The 15,742-nt window shown below is 73.0% G+C and carries 14 protein-coding genes; 2 read left to right on the top strand and 12 right to left on the bottom strand.

Annotated elements, in window-relative coordinates; genetic code table 11:
• Nucleotides 1-28: 28 nt before the first annotated feature.
• On the top strand, nucleotides 29-457 hold the full coding sequence (locus ACH45E_RS03515; RefSeq protein ID WP_361435579.1) for a hypothetical protein: 429 nt from the start codon (nucleotides 29-31) through the stop codon (nucleotides 455-457).
• 4 nt (nucleotides 458-461) lie between these two features.
• Here the strand turns inward: ACH45E_RS03515 and mug are convergent, their stop codons facing one another.
• From mug to ACH45E_RS03455, 12 genes are all read right to left on the bottom strand, one after another.
• On the bottom strand, nucleotides 462-962 hold the full coding sequence (gene mug, locus ACH45E_RS03510) for a G/U mismatch-specific DNA glycosylase (protein ID WP_361435581.1): 501 nt from the start codon (nucleotides 960-962) through the stop codon (nucleotides 462-464).
• Nucleotides 963-1,006: 44 nt separating this feature from the next.
• On the bottom strand, nucleotides 1,007-2,449 hold the full coding sequence (gene purB / locus ACH45E_RS03505; protein ID WP_361435583.1) for an adenylosuccinate lyase: 1,443 nt from the start codon (nucleotides 2,447-2,449) through the stop codon (nucleotides 1,007-1,009).
• A gap of 59 nt (nucleotides 2,450-2,508) precedes the next feature.
• Complete coding sequence (locus ACH45E_RS03500; protein WP_361435585.1) at nucleotides 2,509-2,874, bottom strand: DUF4326 domain-containing protein; 366 nt, start codon at nucleotides 2,872-2,874, stop codon at nucleotides 2,509-2,511.
• A 10-nt stretch (nucleotides 2,875-2,884) separates the two neighbouring features.
• Nucleotides 2,885-3,679 (bottom strand): SGNH/GDSL hydrolase family protein, encoded by a 795-nt coding sequence (locus ACH45E_RS03495; RefSeq protein WP_361435587.1) that lies wholly within the window; start codon nucleotides 3,677-3,679, stop codon nucleotides 2,885-2,887.
• A gap of 609 nt (nucleotides 3,680-4,288) precedes the next feature.
• Complete coding sequence (locus ACH45E_RS03490; protein WP_361435589.1) at nucleotides 4,289-5,302, bottom strand: hemolysin family protein; 1,014 nt, start codon at nucleotides 5,300-5,302, stop codon at nucleotides 4,289-4,291.
• On the bottom strand, nucleotides 5,299-6,630 hold the full coding sequence (locus tag ACH45E_RS03485) for a hemolysin family protein (protein WP_361435591.1): 1,332 nt from the start codon (nucleotides 6,628-6,630) through the stop codon (nucleotides 5,299-5,301). The genes ACH45E_RS03490 and ACH45E_RS03485 overlap by 4 nt, the downstream gene beginning before the upstream one ends.
• Before the next feature lie 156 nt (nucleotides 6,631-6,786).
• Nucleotides 6,787-7,260, bottom strand: coding sequence for a GNAT family N-acetyltransferase (locus tag ACH45E_RS03480; RefSeq protein WP_361436816.1), 474 nt, complete (start codon nucleotides 7,258-7,260; stop codon nucleotides 6,787-6,789).
• Between the two features lie 22 nt (nucleotides 7,261-7,282).
• Nucleotides 7,283-8,206, bottom strand: coding sequence for an LLM class F420-dependent oxidoreductase (locus tag ACH45E_RS03475; RefSeq protein ID WP_361435593.1), 924 nt, complete (start codon nucleotides 8,204-8,206; stop codon nucleotides 7,283-7,285).
• A 46-nt stretch (nucleotides 8,207-8,252) separates the two neighbouring features.
• Nucleotides 8,253-10,817: an ABC transporter permease gene (locus tag ACH45E_RS03470; protein ID WP_361435595.1), complete on the bottom strand. Its 2,565-nt coding sequence runs from the start codon at nucleotides 10,815-10,817 to the stop codon at nucleotides 8,253-8,255.
• Between the two features lie 4 nt (nucleotides 10,818-10,821).
• The gene (locus ACH45E_RS03465) at nucleotides 10,822-11,664 is read right to left on the bottom strand and encodes an ABC transporter ATP-binding protein (RefSeq protein WP_361435598.1); all 843 of its coding nucleotides are present in this window, start codon (nucleotides 11,662-11,664) and stop codon (nucleotides 10,822-10,824) included.
• A gap of 169 nt (nucleotides 11,665-11,833) precedes the next feature.
• Nucleotides 11,834-12,517: a class I SAM-dependent methyltransferase gene (locus ACH45E_RS03460; protein WP_361435601.1), complete on the bottom strand. Its 684-nt coding sequence runs from the start codon at nucleotides 12,515-12,517 to the stop codon at nucleotides 11,834-11,836.
• Between the two features lie 91 nt (nucleotides 12,518-12,608).
• Entirely contained in the window at nucleotides 12,609-13,304 is a 696-nt protein-coding gene (locus ACH45E_RS03455; RefSeq protein WP_361435604.1) for a triacylglycerol lipase, read from the bottom strand.
• A gap of 117 nt (nucleotides 13,305-13,421) precedes the next feature.
• Here ACH45E_RS03455 and ACH45E_RS03450 point away from each other — a divergent pair, with 117 nt between their 5' ends.
• Nucleotides 13,422-15,734, top strand: a complete 2,313-nt coding sequence (locus ACH45E_RS03450; RefSeq protein ID WP_361436819.1) for a helix-turn-helix transcriptional regulator — start codon at nucleotides 13,422-13,424, stop codon at nucleotides 15,732-15,734.
• Nucleotides 15,735-15,742: the final 8 nt, after the last annotated feature.

The following is a 15,742-nucleotide window of genomic DNA, read 5'->3' as shown; positions in this document are numbered from 1 at the left end:
GTCAGTGGGGCCGGGTTTACTGGACTCCATGGACATCGCACGGCACACCGCCCTCATCGACGAGTTGTGCTTCCGCCCCTTAGTGGCGGAGCACGACACGTCGGGCGTGGGAGAGGGGGGACCCGGCTATCACGCGGTGGTGTTGGAGAGCGACCACGGCGACCGCGGAACGCGGGCGGCGACGGTGGAGCAGTACGAGAAGTGCCGCGACGCTCTCTACGAGCGGCTCGCGTCCCGCTGGGGAGAGACCGCTCCCTGGAACACGCAGACCACTTTGCTGCGGACCGGGCAGGAGGAGATACCCGAGCCCTGGGCCTCGGTGAGTGCTCGAGCCCGGGTGGCCTACCTCTGGGAAGCGGAGGGGACGGGCCGTTGGGTCGCGGTCTTCGTCGCCGACCGGGACGAGACCGACGACGTCCAGTTGGTCGCGGTGGTCACGGAGATCGCTCCGCCGTGACCAGCTAGGCCGGCGCCGCCGCCTCGCGCAGCCGCGCGAACTCCTCCGCCATCGTCGCCGCCGTCCAATGGGCGTTCAGACCGCTCGGGTTGGGCAGCACCCACACGCGCGTGTCCCCGATCGTCCGCTCCTGCGGCCCCACCCGGGCGGTACGGTCGCCGAACGCGGCCCGGTATGCGGTCACCCCCACCACGGCCAGCCACCTCGGCCGTAGCCGCGTCACCTTCGACGCCAGCAGCCGGCCGCCCTCGACGTACTCCCGCGCGGTCAGCTCGTCGGCCCGCGCCGTCGCCCGCGCCACGACGTTCGTGATGCCGAGCCCGTACGACAGCAACTCCCGCTGCTCCGACGGCTTCAGCAGCCTGGGCGTGAATCCGGACAGATGCAGTACCGGCCAGAAGCGGTTGCCGGGCCGGGCGAAGTGGTGGCCCGTCGCGGCCGTCATCAGCCCCGGATTGATGCCGCAGAACAGGACGTGGAGGCCGTCCGCGACCACGTCCGGCACCAGACGGTCACGGGCGGCCTCCAGCTCCGCCGGGGTGAAGCGGGTCAGAGGATCGCCCCCGGCGTGTAGCCCGCGGCCTCCGGATGCCGCTTGACGATCTCCTCGATCCGGGCGACGACGACGCCGACCTGGTCGGCCGCCGCGCCGGTGAAGGACAGCTTGTCGGCCATGAGCTGCTCCAGCCGCGCCTGGTCGAGCGGGAGGCGCTCGTCGGCGGCGAGCTTGTCCAGCAGGTCGTTGCGCTCGGCGCCCTGCTCGCGCATCGCCAGGGCCGTGGAGACCGCGTTCTCCTTGATGGCCTCGTGGGCGACCTCACGGCCGACCCCGGCCCGCACCGCGCCCATCAGCACCTTGGTCGTGGCGAGGAACGGCAGGTAGCGGTCCAGCTCACGGGCGATCACCGCCGGGAACGCGCCGAACTCGTCGAGGACCGTCAGGAAGGTCTCCAGCAGGCCGTCCAGGGCGAAGAACGCGTCCGGCAGCGCGACCCGGCGCACCACCGAGCAGGAGACGTCGCCCTCGTTCCACTGGTCGCCCGCCAGCTCGCCGGTCATCGATGCATAGCCGCGCAGGATGACCATCAGGCCGTTGACGCGCTCGCAGGAGCGGGTGTTCATCTTGTGCGGCATGGCGGAGGAACCGACCTGGCCGGGCTTGAAGCCCTCGGTCACCAGCTCGTGGCCCGCCATCAGCCGGACGGTCTTGGCCAGCGAGGACGGCGCGGCGGCCAGCTGCACCAGCGCGGTCACGACCTCGTAGTCCAGCGAGCGCGGGTAGACCTGGCCGACCGAGGTGAAGGCCTGCGAGAAGCCCAGGTGGCCGGCGATCCGCTGCTCCAGATCGGCGAGCTTGCCCGCGTCACCGCCCAGCAGGTCCAGCATGTCCTGCGCGGTGCCCACCGGGCCCTTGATGCCGCGCAGCGGATAGCGGGCGAGGAGCTCCTCGACCCGGCCGTACGCCACGAGCAGCTCGTCGGCGGCGGTCGCGAAGCGCTTGCCGAGGGTGGTGGCCTGCGCGGCCACGTTGTGGGAGCGGCCGGCCATGACCAGCTCGCCGTACTCGGCGGCCAGCTTCGCCAGCCGGGCCAGGACGGCCACCGTGCGGTCGCGCACCAGCTCCAGCGAGAGCCGGATCTGCAGCTGCTCGACGTTCTCCGTCAGGTCGCGGGAGGTCATGCCCTTGTGCACGTGCTCGTGTCCGGCGAGGTCGTTGAACTCCTCGATCCGCGCCTTCACGTCGTGCCGCGTGACCTTCTCACGCTCGGCGATCGAGACGAGGTCGACGGTGTCGAGGACGCGCTCGTAGTCGGCGAGCGCCGCGTCGGGGACCTCGATCCCGAGGTCCTTCTGGGCCCGCAGCACGGCGAGCCAGAGCTGCCGCTCCAGCTTCACCTTCTGCTCGGGCGACCAGAGCGTGGCGAGCTCGGCGGAGGCGTAGCGTCCGGCGAGGACGTTCGGGATGCGGGGCTTGGCGGGCGCAGAAGTCACGTGTACGGATTCTACTGGCGATTCGTGCAGGCCAGCGCCACGGCCTGGTTCGGCGGAAGCTACGAGACCCAGGTCACGTCGGCCGCGCAGCCGGTCTCGGCCAGCTCCGCCAGCACATCCGCGTGGCACGGCTCGGGCACGCACCAGCAGGCCAGCGTCCGCCCGCGCAGCTCGGCCACCTGGTCGAGAAGCTCGGGCCGCTCCAGCAGATACGCCCGGTACATCGCCATCACCTCGGCCCGGGTGCCGTCCCGCTTCTTCCTCGGGGTGTCGTAGGCGAAGGGGTTGTACAGCGGGTGCCGGGGCAGGTCCCAGCCGCCCATGGTCCAGCGGCGCCCGACGTAGACGACGTCCGCGGGGGCGTGTTCCAGCCGGGGGCCGAAGTCGTGGATCCGGCCCCTGACGTTGATCACCCGGGTGGCCATGGAACGGACGTTACGCCGCCGGGCCCTCGTAGGGCAGCAGCTCGGGGCGCTTCGCGGGGCGGCCGTCACCGGAGGAGCGGCCGGTCAGGCGCCGGCCTATCCAGGGCAGCAGGTACTGCCGGGCGAACCGGACGTCCGTGACCCGCCGGGTGACCCAGCCCGGGGGCATGGTCGCCGCCATCGGAGTCCGCCACTCGGGGTCCTCGGCCTCGTGGCCGAGCGTCTGCCAGACCGCCTCGGCGACCCGGCGGTGCCCCTCCGCCGTCAGGTGCAGCCGGTCCACGTCCCACAGCCGGGGGTCGGCCAGCGAGGGCGCCCCGTACAGGTCGACCACCAGCGCGCCGTGCCGTTCGGCGAGCTCGTCGACACAGGTGAACAGCTCCTCCATGCGCGGCCGGAACCGCTCGAGGACCGGGCCCTGCCGGCCGGGGCTGCGCATCAGCACGAGCTGCTTGCACGAGGGCGCCAGCCGCTCCACGGCCTCCGTGAGCAGGCCCCGTACCCGCCCCATGTCGCACTTGGGCCGCAGCGTGTCGTTGAGACCGCCGACCAGCGTGATCACGTCGGCCCCCATCGCGGCAGCCACGGGTACCTGCTCGTCGACGATCTGCCCGATCAGCTTGCCGCGCACCGCGAGGTTGGCGTACCGGAACCCGGGGGTGCGGGTGGCCATCCGCGCGGCGAGGAGGTCGGCCCAGCCCCGGTAGGAACCGTCGGACAGCAGGTCCGACATGCCCTCGGTGAAGGAGTCACCGACGGCGACGAGGCTGGTGTGTGCGGGATGGGGTGCGGAATTCGTCTGCATGGCGACAGCGATGGTATCCCGCCCCCATACCCGCCGGTCGGTCACCCTCGGCGGACCGGCCCCCGGCCATCGCCGGGCACGGGGCCCGCCGCCTCCGCAGCGGAGGCTGTGCCGGCCGTCCAGCGGCCAGGCCCGTGCCGGGACTGCTCCGTCCGGCCGCCCGTCCGCGCCGGGGCTGCGCTGGTCGTCGGGTTCGTCCGTGCGTGGTGGGGGTGCGCTGGCGGTCCGGTCGGCGGGCCGTGCCGGGGGCTGCTCGGATTGCCTGGCCGGCTTCCGCGCTGGGCGTCGCTCCGGTGGCCCGGCGGGCGTTCCGTGCGGGGAACTGCGTCGGTCGTCCGTGCGTGGTGGGGGTGCGCTGGTGGTCCGGTCGGCGGGCCGTGCCGGGGCCCGCCCCGATCGACCGGCCGACAGTTCCTACCGGGGTTCCGCCGTCCGGCCGACACGCCGAGCGACTTGCCGCAGGTCGGTTGCCCCGATCCTTGCCCGTGTCCGCTGGTCCCGCCGGACCCGCCGGACCCGCCGGACCCGCCGGTCGCTCCGGTGCGATGACGCGGCCGTCCCGCCCGGCCGGGTGGCCGTACCGCCCGGCCGGACGGCCAGTCGGTATCGTCACGCCGGCTGGCCGAACAGCTCCCGCAGTACGTCCTCCATGGTCACCAGCCCGGCCAGTCGTCCGTCCGTCCCGAGGACCGCGGCGACATGCGTACGGCTGCCTCGCATCGCGGTCAGGACGTCGTCGAGCGGGGTCGCCTCGCGTACCCGGGCGATGGGCCGCATGTCCCGCAGGCGGAACGCCATGTCCTGCGGCGAGGCGTCGAGGGCGTCCTTCACGTGCAGGTAGCCGACGATCCGGCGCCCCTCGTCCACGACGGGGAAGCGCGAGAAGCCGGACTGGGCGGACAGGCCTTCCAGCTGCTCGGGCGTGACGCCCACGCGCGCGTACACCACGCGTTCCAGCGGGACCACCACGTCGCGCACCGGGCGGCTGCCCAGCTCCAGGGCGTCGTGCAGCCGCTCCTGGGCGCGGTCGTCGATCAGGCCGGCCTCGCCGGCGTCCTTGACGATCTCCGCGAGCTGGGCGTCGGAGAAGGTCGCCGCGACCTCGTCCTTGGCCTCGACCCTGAGCAGCTTCAGCAGCGTGTTCGCGAAGGCGTTCACCGTGAAGATCACCGGCCGCAGTGCCCGGGACAGCGCGACCAGGGGCGGGCCGAGCAGCAGTGCGCTGCGCACCGGTTCGGCGAGCGCGATGTTCTTGGGCACCATCTCGCCGAGCAGCATGTGCAGATACGTGGCCAGGGCCAGCGCGATCACGAAGGAGACGGCGTGGCCCGCGCTCGTGGACACGCCCAGCGCGTGGAACACCGGTTCCAGCAGGTGTGCGATGGCCGGTTCCGCGACCACACCGAGGACCAGCGTGCACAGTGTGATGCCGAGCTGCGCCGCCGCCAGCAGCGCGGACACGTGCTGCAGGCCCCACAGCACGAGCTTCGCGCGCCGGTCGCCCGCCTCCGCGTGCGGCTCGATCTGGCTGCGCCGTACGGAGATCAGCGCGAACTCGGCGCCCACGAAGAAGGCGTTGACGACCAGCGTCGCCAGTCCGATCAGCAACTGGACGGCGGTCATCGCACGGCCTCCCGGTGTTCGTCGTCGAGCGGCGCGTGCAGCAGCACCCGGGCGGCCCGGTGCCCCGAGTCGTCCACCACGTCGAGCCGCCACCCGGCGACCTCGACGTGGTCCCCGTTCTCGGGTATCCGCCCCAGCGACCTCGCCACCAGCCCGGCCAGCGTCTCGTAGGGCCCGTCCGGTACCCGCAGGCCCACCCGGGCGAGCTGGTCGGTGCGGGTGGCGCCGTCCGCCGAGAACAGGGCGCGGCCCTGCTCGTCGGCCCCGGCCGACGCCAGGTCGGGCGTCTCGTGCGGGTCGTGTTCGTCCCGTACCTCGCCGACGACCTCCTCGACGATGTCCTCCAGGGTGACGACGCCCGCGGTACCGCCGTACTCGTCGATGACGACGGCCATGGTGTTCTTGCCGGAGAGCCGGTCCAGCAGCCGGTCGACGGTGAGCGACTCGGGGACCAGCAGGGGTTCGCGCATCAGCTGTGCGACGGAGCGGAGGGCGCGCTGCTCGGCGGGGACGGCCAGGACGTCCTTGATGTGGGCGCTGCCGACGACCGAGTCGAGGCTGTCGCGGTAGACCGGGAACCGGGACAGTCCGGTCGCCCGGGTCGCGTTCGCCACGTCCTGGCAGGTGGCCTGGACATCGAGGGCCATGACCTGGACGCGGGGGGTCATCACGTTCTCCGCGGTGAGGTCGGCGAGATTCAGGGTGCGGACGAACAGCTCGGCGGTGTCCGCCTCCAGGGCGCCCTCCTTGGCGGAGTGCCGGGCCAGCGCCGCCAGCTCCTGGGGTCCGCGCGCGGAGGCCAGCTCCTCGGCGGGCTCCACGCCGAGGCGGCGCACGACACGGTTCGCCGTGTTGTTCAGATGCGTGATGAAGGGGCGGAAGGCGGCGCTGAACCAGCGCTGCGGGTTGCCGACCCGTTTCGCCATGGCCAGCGGTGAGGAGATCGCCCAGTTCTTGGGCACCAGTTCGCCGACGACCATCAGGAACACCGTGGACAGGGCAGTGCCGAGCACCAGCGCGACCGAGTTCGCCGCGGACTGCGGAATGCCCAGCGCTCGCAGCGGACCGGCGAGCAGCTTGGCGATGGAGGGCTCGGACAGCATGCCGACCACCAGGTTGGTGACCGTGATGCCGAGTTGCGCCCCGGAGAGCTGGAACGTCAGGCTCCGTACGGCCTTGAGGGCGCCGACGGCACCGCGCTCGCCGCGCTGGGCGGCCCGCTCCAGCTCGCCCCGTTCGACCGTGGTCAGCGAGAACTCGGCCGCGACGAAGGCGCCGCAGGCGAGCGAGAGCAGGACCGCCACCAGCAGGAGGAGCACTTCGGTCATCGGGTCACCTCCTTCCCATGGTTGTACAGGGCAGGAAGCTGCGCGCGATGTCGCCGACGAGGAGGCTCGCCCATGGGCGGGGACTCACAACCTTTCATGCGGGAACGAGTGATCCCCCAAGGGTAAAGGATGGGCAAAGAAGTGTGGAGGGTGTGCTCAGTCGGCGGCGAGCGGCTTCACCCAGCGCCGCCATCTCTCCTCGGGCGCGTAGCCGGCGGCCCGCCACGCATGGTGCGCGGTCTCGTTGCGCACCAGCACCATCGCGTCCCCGCGCCGCCCGCCGAGCCGGACGAACCGCTCCTCGGCGGCGGCCAGCAGGGCCGAGCCGATGCCCAGCCGCCGCCGCTCGGGGTGCACCGCCAGCCGGTACAGATGGCAGCGCCAGCCGTCGAAGCCGGCGACCACCGTGCCGACGAGCTCCCCGTCCTTCTCGGCGAGGATCAGCGCCTCGGGGTCACGGGTCACCAGCCGTTCGACGCCGTCCCGGTCGTCGCTGATGCTGGTGCCCTCGGCGGCCGTCTCCCAGAAGGCCAGCACGGCGTCGAGGTCGTCCGGTCCGGCGGACCGCAGATTCAGGTCAGTCATACGATGATCACACCATCGGTGGCATCGCGGCCCCGAGAATTCCAGTATGCGGACGACCGCCGCGCGCCTACTCGCCGCGCAACTCCTCGATCACAGGCGCGAAGTCCTCCATGTACGGCTCCAGGACGGTCAGGTACGAGAACCCGTAGCGCTCGCGCTGCGCCCGTACCCGCGCGACGATCTCCCGCAGGGTGCCGACCAGCACGATCGGCAGTGCGATGGCCTCATCCGCGGTCAGCTGCGGCTGGCGGTCGAGGAGTGGCTTGATCACGGCCTCGGGGTCGTCCGTGACCGTCACCATCTGCACGAGCAGGTTCAGCTCGGCGGGCTCCGCGCGGCCCGCCGCGAACTCCCGGTAGCGGGCCACGCGCCCGTCGAGCTCCTCGGGGGTGAGCGGCGCGATCTTGCCCTCCGTACTCCCGGCGACCACGCGCCCGGCCGTGAACGCGGCGATGTCGGCCCGCTCGGCGGTCAGCCGCAGCATCCGGTCGCCGTTGCCCCCGATCAGCAGCGGCACCCGAGACTGCGCGGGCCTGGGCATGGGGGTCCCCCCGCTCGAGCGAAGCCGAGAGTGGGGGAAATCCGCCGAGCCGAGCAGCCGCTCCAGCTCCGCCACGGTGTGTGCGAGGTGGTCCACCCGCTCGCCCGGCGACCCGAACGGCAGGCCGGCCGTGTCGTGCTCCGCCTGAACGTAGCCGGTACCGAGCCCGAGTTCGAGACGCCCGCCCGTCAGCGCGTCCGTGGCCGCCACCTCGCGGGCCAGCAGTGCCGGGTTCCAGAATCCGGCGTTGAGCACGAAGGTCCCGAGCCGGGCGCGCTCGGTGGCCTCGGCCGCGGCGACGAGCGCAGGGAACGGCGCGACCATGCCGAGGTGATCGGGGACGAGGATCACGTCGTACCCGAGTTCCTCGGCACGGCGGCACTTGGCGCGCCACTCCCCGGCCGACGCGGGAGTAAGCAGGTTGACCCCGAAGCGGAACGGACGCGGCATGAACTCTCCTCGGGAACGGGCGACTTGAGCCTTCGCCGCGATTCCATCACTCGTGCGCGATGGCCGCCAGCACATTCATGCGCGATGCACGCAACGCCGGCAGCAGGGCGGCCACCACGCCCACCACCGCCGAACCGAGGACCACCGCGACGATCGTGCCCCACGGAATCGCCAGCGCGTTCATGCCCTGCAGGGCCAGCACCTGCTGCACGCACACGCCCCACACCAGGCCCAGGGCGAGGCCCAGCACCGCGCCGAACACCGCGATCACCACCGACTCCAGCCGGATCATCCGGCGCAGCTGCCGCCTGGCCAGCCCGATGGCGCGCAGCAGGCCGATCTCCCTGGTGCGCTCCACGACCGACAGGGCCAGGGTGTTGACCACGCCGAGCACCGCGATGACGATCGCCAGCCCGAGCAGCGCGTACACGAGATAGAGCAGCACCGAGATCTGGTCGTGGACCAGCTTCTTGTAGTCGGCCTGGTCACGGACCTGCACCTGCGGATACGGCTCGAGCGTCCGCTCCAGCCGCGAGCGCAGCCGGCCGGCGCTCGTGCCGGGAGACTTGTCGACGTACAGCGCCGCGTCCTGGCCGTCGGGCACGTACTTCTCCGCCGTGCCGATGCCGAAGAACAGCCCGCCCTGCATGCCGAATCCGGAGCCACCCTGGTCGGTGAGCGCTCCCACGGTCATGTCGGTGGTCCGGCCGCCCGGGAACTCCACCGGGACCGAGTCGCCCAGGCGGACATGGTGGTCCTCGGCGAAGTTCACGTCCATACCGAGGTGCCCGTCGGCCAGCGCCGCCGCGCTGTCGCCGCCCTGGTAGATGACGTGGGCGACGTCGTCCACCTGCGGGTCGTATCCGGAGGCGGCCGTCTTGACCCGCTTGCCGTCCGGCAGCCGTACCGCCACCGGCACGAACCGTTGGCGTACGACGAGACGCACGCCCTCGGTGGCGCGCACCTTGTCGGTGATCTCCTTGGTGAACGGCTGGAAATTGGCGTTCTGGACGGTGAAGTCGGCGCCGAGCGTCTTGTCGATCTGCTGGTCGAACGACCGGGACATGGAGGCGCTGGCCACCGACATCCCGCCGACCAGGGCCAGACCCACCATGAGCGCGGCGGCGGTGGCGCCGGTACGGCGGGGGTTGCGCAGGGCGTTGCGCTGGCTCATCCGGCCGACCGAGCCGAACAGCGCGGGGAACGCGCCGCCCAGGACGCGGATCACCGGCCGGACCAGCAGCGGTCCGGCGATGACGGTGGCGACGAGGGTCAGGACGACGCCGAGGCCCAGCAGGGAGGCCGCCGAGGCGGTCTTCGTCGCCGCCGCACAGCCCACCAGCGCGGCCGCGCCGGCCGCCCCGACGACGCCACCGACGATCGCGCGTGTCTTCAGCGGCCGGCCCACCCCGGCGATCTCGGCGTCCGCCAGTGCCGCCATCGGCGAGACGCCCGCCGCGCGCCGGGCGGGCAGGTACGCCGCGACGAAGGTGACGCCGACGCCGACGACGTACGCGGAGACCGGCGTAGGCCAGCCGACGACCATCTCCGTCGCCTTGAGGTTCATGCCGAACGCGCTCATCAGCTTGATCAGCCCGAACGCCAGCCCGATGCCGGCCGCGAGGCCCAGCGTCGAGCCGGCCAGGCCGAGCAGCACCGCCTCGGTCAGCACCGACCGGCGCACCTGCCGCCGGTCGGCGCCCAGCGCCCGCAGCAGGCCCAGTTCGCGGGTGCGCTGGGCGACCAGCATGGAGAAGGTGTTGACGATCAGGAAGATCCCGACCAGGACGGCGATCCCGGCGAAGCCGAGCATCACGTACTTGATCACGTCGAGGAAGCCGCCGAGGTCGGCGGCGGCCGACTTGGCCTGTTCGTCGGAGGTCTTGAGGTCGTAGGGGCCGGTGCCGGTCACCTGGCGGACCCGGCTCTTCAGCTCGGAGTCGCTCACGCCCTTCGCCGCGTCCACCGAGATGCTGGTGGCCCGGCCGGGGGAGCCGAGCAGCTCCTTGGCGGCGACCGCGGGGTCGAGGAAGACCAGGGCCGCGCCCGGGTTGGTGGTGGTGAAGGTGGCGATGCCGACGACCTTCACCCGGAAGGTTCCGGGCGCCGCCTGCACCGTCAGCGTGTCGCCGATGCGTACGTGCTTCTTGTCGGCGGTGTCCGCGTCCAGCAGCGCCTCGCCCGCGCCGTGCGGGGCGTGGCCGGAGGTCAGCTTCACCGGGCTGCGGTGGGTGAGGTACCAGTCGGTGGCGATGGTCGGGGCGCCGGTGGTCGGACCCACGGACTTGTTCCGGCTGTCGACCACCACGATGTTCTGCACGGACACGTCCGCGTGGGTCGCGGCGACCCCGTCGACCTTCGCGACCCGGGCCGCGAGCGCGGCGGGTACGGTCTGGACCGCGCCGGTCGGCACGGACGACTTGAGGTCCTCCTTCGGCTCCACCGTCACATCGGCGGAGGTGGAGGCGAAGAGCCGGTCGAAGGTGCGGGTGACCGTGTCGGAGAAGATCAGGCTGCCCGCGACGAACGCCACGGACAGCACGACGGCCAGCGCGGACAGCAGCAGCCGCCCCTTGTGGGCGAGAAAGCTGCGGAGGGTCGCCTTGAGCACCTGGTCAGTCCTCCCCGGCGGCTTCGTCGCGGTCGGTCGCGCCGCGCGTGACGTCGAAACCGGGGGCCTGGGGGTTTCCCCCAGAAAAAAGGCGCATTCGCTCCAGCACCGCTTCCGCCGTGGGCTGTTGCATCTCGTCCACGATCCGGCCGTCGGCGAGGAAGAGCACCAGGTCGGAGTGGGCGGCGGCGCCCGGGTCGTGGGTCACCATGACCACGGTCTGCCCCAGGTCGTCGACCGCGTCGCGCAGGAACCCGAGGACCTCGAGGCCGGCCCGCGAGTCGAGGTTGCCGGTCGGCTCGTCGGCGAAGATCAGCTCCGGCCGGGAAGCCAGCGCCCGGGCGCAGGCCACGCGCTGCTGCTGCCCGCCGGACAACTGCGCGGGCCGGTGCTTCAGCCGCCCCCGCAGCCCCAGCGTGTCGATCACCTGGTCCAGCCACTTCTCGTCGGGCTTCTTGCCCGCGATGTCCATGGGCAGGGTGATGTTCTCGGCCGCGTTCAGCGTCGGAATGAGGTTGAACGACTGGAACATGAAGCCGATCCGGTCCCGCCGCAGCCGGGTCAGTTCGCGCTCCTTCAGCCCGGTGATCTCGGTGTCGCCGAGCCACACCTGACCGGCCGACACCGTGTCGAGCCCCGCCAGGCAGTGCATCAGGGTGGACTTCCCGGAGCCCGAGGGACCCATGACCGCGGTGAACCGGCCGCGCTCGATGTCCACGTCCACCGAATCCAGGGCGAGCACGCTGGTCTCGCCGGAACCGTACGCCTTGGTCAGCCCCCGGGCGCGGGCCGCGGTCCCGTCGCCGGGCGCCCGGCCGGGCGCGTGCTCCGTAGCAGGTGTCGACAAGGCCGCCTCCTCGCTCGCCTGGACGTCATGAGTCCGCGTCCTGGCCGAGCGTAGTGTGACCGGGCGCACACCCGGTATCCCCCGTGGGGCAGAGCGGGTCTCCGCCTCAGGTCGCACCCCCGCTACCGGTGTAAGGGGCACTCTCCACCCGGGGGAGGAGTATCGGCGATCACCGCTCGGCAGGCCGAAACGCCGTACCCAGCACACAGAACGAAGTGGGCAGCCTCGGCCCCTTCTCCGGCAGCAGCACCTCGCGGTACGGGCCCAGCTCGAACCCAGCCGCCCGCAGCGCCGTGACCGGCTCGCGGGACAGATGACAGCCGCCGTTCAGCACCGGCCACACGGTCCCGTCCAGCGCACGCTGGGTGAGAGTCATCGCCCGGCCGCCGCCCCGGCCGTGCTCGAAGAACCGCACCTCCCCGCCGGGCCGCAGCACCCGCCGCACCTCGCCCAGCGCTCGCGGCACATCCCGGACGCTGCACAGCACCAGCGACAGCACGACCGCGTCGAAGGCCTCGCTCTTCACCGGCAGCGCCTCCGCCGCGCCCGGCACCACGTCCACCGGCACCTCCGTGCGCAGGGCGGCCCGCACCGCCAGCTGTCTGAGCGTGCGCTCGGGTTCGATCGCGACGACCTCCGCGACCGCTCCCGGATAGTGCGCGAAGTTCAGACCGTTGCCCGCACCGATCTCGATCACCCGCCCGGACAGGCCGGCGAGCATCCGCTCCCGCACCCCGGCCAGGCCCAGCCTGCTCTCGGCGCAGGCGCTGACGCGGGCGTAGTAGCGGGCGAAGAGCGGGTGGTGGACGGGATCCCGTGCCACCTTGCCGGAGCCGGTGGAGCGCAGCCGCATGACGACCTCCCGGAGAGGACGGGCCTACGGGGATTGTCCCCCGTACGGGCCCGTCGCACCCCCGCGTCCTCGCACGGTTCAGGACAGGGTTCTAGGCGATGAAGTCGCGCACCTGCTCGTACACACCGTGGTCGTTGTTCATGTCGGTGTGCGAGACGCAGCCGACGTCGACGTTGGTCGCACCGCTGAGCAGCGCCGAGGAGTCCGGGTTGATCGCCTCGTCGCAGTCCGACCAGTAACTGGCGTACGACACGCTGCCGGGCGTCTCGTCACCCGAGTTGAGCGCGGTCAGGAAGGAACTGCCCGTCTGCATCTCCTTGCAGGACGTGTACAGCCACCCGCACAGGGAGGCGATGGAGGTGCCGTGGTTCACCCCGGCGACCGACACGAAGTCGTCGACGTACGACGTCCCGCCGAGGTTCTTGAGGTAGTAGCGGCCGCTCAGCGCGCCCATGGAGTGGACGACGATGTCCACCTTCGAGGCGCCCGTCGTCGCCAGCACGGACTTCACCTCGGTGGCCAGCTGCTGGGCGGTGGTGGCGTTCGACTGAGTCCAGTCGTACGACCACGCGAACAGCTCCGAGGAGGAATAGCCGTCGGCCTCGAAGTCCGCGACCCAGTCGTCCCAGCCGCTCGCCGAACCGCTGAGCCCGTGCACGAACACGACCGGGTTGTGACTCGCCGCGTGGGCCGGGGCCGCGGTGAGGGGGACGGAGAGGACGGACAGAAGGAACGATGCGGTCACCGCCGAAACTGCCGTGGCGATACGACGCTTGTGGCGTTGCATGAAGCCTCCTGAAACGGTGGGGTCGCCAGGAGTGTGGGGACGGGTCTACGCGCGCCGCATCGGTGAAGTCGCCAGTCTTTACGGGTCAACTGACCCGCCAGTAACATCGATGGTGTGGTGACGCCGGTGAACCCCCCACCTCTGGACCGCACTTCGCCACCGCCGCTCTCCGACGCGGGGCCCGCCCCGACCGCGGGCGTCCGCGTGCGGCTGCGGCACGTCGCGTACGGCGATCCGCGCGCCGTCGCGGAGCTCCTCCCGCGCCTGACCGAACGACAGGCGGCGGGCCTCGACCCGCTGCCCACCGCGCCCGCCGCCGTCGCGCCCCGGCTGCTGCGCGCCCACCGCCAGGAGATCCGCTCCCTGCCCGACGACACCCGGCTGCTGCTCCTCCTCGCCGCGGCCGATCAGCATCCGGTCGCCACCCACGCCTTCCTGCGCGCCGTCGCCGCGGCCCGCCTCGACACCCGGCCGCTGGAGGCCGCCGACGTGGCGGGCGTCGCACATACAGCCGTCGACGGGGCGGAGTTCCGCGACGCCTGGACGAGGATCGCCGCGTACGAGGCCGCCTCCCCGGCGGACCGGCGCGAGGCCCACCGGCTGCTCGCCCGGGTGCTGAGCGGCAAGGGCGAAGCGCCCCGCCGCTCCTGGCACCGGGCCGCGGGCGCCCTCGGTCCCAGCGCGCGCCTCACCGCGGAACTCCGCACGTCCGCCGACCGGGCCCGGGCCGCCGGCGACACGGCGCTGGCCGGTGCGCTCGCCGAACGCGCCGCCGCCCTCTGCACCGAGCCGGGCACCCGCACCCGGCTGCTGGCCGGCGCCGCCGCCGACGCCTGGCGCACCGGCGACGCGGACCGGGCCCGCACCCTGGCCGCCCGCACCGACGACCCCGCCCTGAACGGAGCCCTCGCCCTGCGCGCGGGCAACGCGGCAGAGGCCTTCGACGCACTGCTGACGGCGGCGATCCGGGCCGGACGACCGGGGGTTCCGGGCCGGTACGGCGTTTCGGGAAGCCCGGCCGGGGGCGTGGCCGGGCGGGGCGGTGCGGGCAGGCCGGCCGGGTACGACGGCGCACGCGCGGACAGCCCGGTTCAGGCACGTGGCGCGGGTCGGGTGGGTGAGGCCGTGGAGTTGCTTGCCCTGGTCACCGAGGCCGCCGTCTACACCGGGGATCTGCGGCGGTGCCGGGAGGCGTTCCTGGTCGCCCACTGGCTGGGCGTGCCGCCGCCCGGCGCGCTCGGCGGGCTGGCCGCGGCGGTGGAGGGCCGCTACGAGGACGCCCGGGACCTGCTCAAGCGGACCGCCGGACGGTGCGGGCCCGGCGGCGACCCCACCCTGCTGATCCACGCCGGCATCGCCGCCCTGATGCTGGGAGACCACTCCCGCGCCGCCACCGCCACCCTCCGGGCGGCCGACGCGGCCCGGTCCCGGGGCACGCTCGCGACCGTCGCGCAGGCCATGGAGTTCCGTGCCTACGCCGACTTCTGGACGGGCCGCTCCCGCGCCGCCGAGGCCGCCGCCCGGGAGGCGCTGGAACTGGCGTACGTCACCGGGCAGGACAACGGCGCCTGCCATCTGCGGGCCGCCCTGGCCATGTTCGCGGCGGTCACCGGCGACGAGGAGGCCTGCCAGGAGCATGCGCGGGCCGCCCGCTCCCACGCCCTGGCGCGCGGGCTCGGCCTGCCCGCCGCCCTCGCCCAGTGGGCGCTCGCCTTCCTCGACCTGACGGGCGGCCGCTTCCCCGCCGCGGCGGCCCGGCTGCGCGCCCTCGCCGGTTTCGGCCCCGGCCACGGCCACCGCGCCATCCGGCACCTGGCCACCCCCCACTACGTGGAGGCCGCCGTCCGCACCGGCGACACCCGTGTCGCGCGCGCCGCCCACGCCGACTACCACCGCTGGGCGAGCGCCGTCCGCAGCCCCGACGACCTGGCCCTCAGCGCCCGCTGCCGGGCCCTGCTCGCCCCCGGCGCCGAGGCCGTCGACCACTACCGCACCGCCCTCGACCTGCACGCCCGGGGCACCCGCGACTACGAACGTGCCCGCACGGAGCTGCTGTTCGGCAGCGCGCTGCGCCGACTGCGCCGCCGCGGCGAGGCACGCGACCGGCTGCACAGCGCCCTGGAGGCGTTCGAGTCCTTCGGCGCCCCGCACTGCGCGGCCCGGGCCCGCGCGGAACTCCGCGCCCTCGGTACCCCGTTGCCCCCGCCGCCCACCGCACAGACCGGCCCGACCGCCCGGCTGACGCCCCAGCAGCTGGTGATCGCCCGCATGGCCGCCGAGGGCGCCACCAACCGCGAGATCGCCGACCGCCTCGCCCTCAGCCCCCGCACGATCGACCACCATCTGCGCGGCGTCTTCGCCCGCCTGGACATCAGGTCGCGGATCGAACTGGTACGGCTGCTCGGGGACGACGCCCCCGGCAACCGCTGAGGCACCCC

This window comes from Streptomyces sp. NPDC020299, assembly GCF_044387825.1.
In the GTDB taxonomy this organism is placed as follows: domain Bacteria; phylum Actinomycetota; class Actinomycetes; order Streptomycetales; family Streptomycetaceae; genus Streptomyces.
The sequence above is the reverse complement of the archived record's forward strand: the minus strand, read 5'-3'. Positions and strand labels throughout refer to the sequence as shown.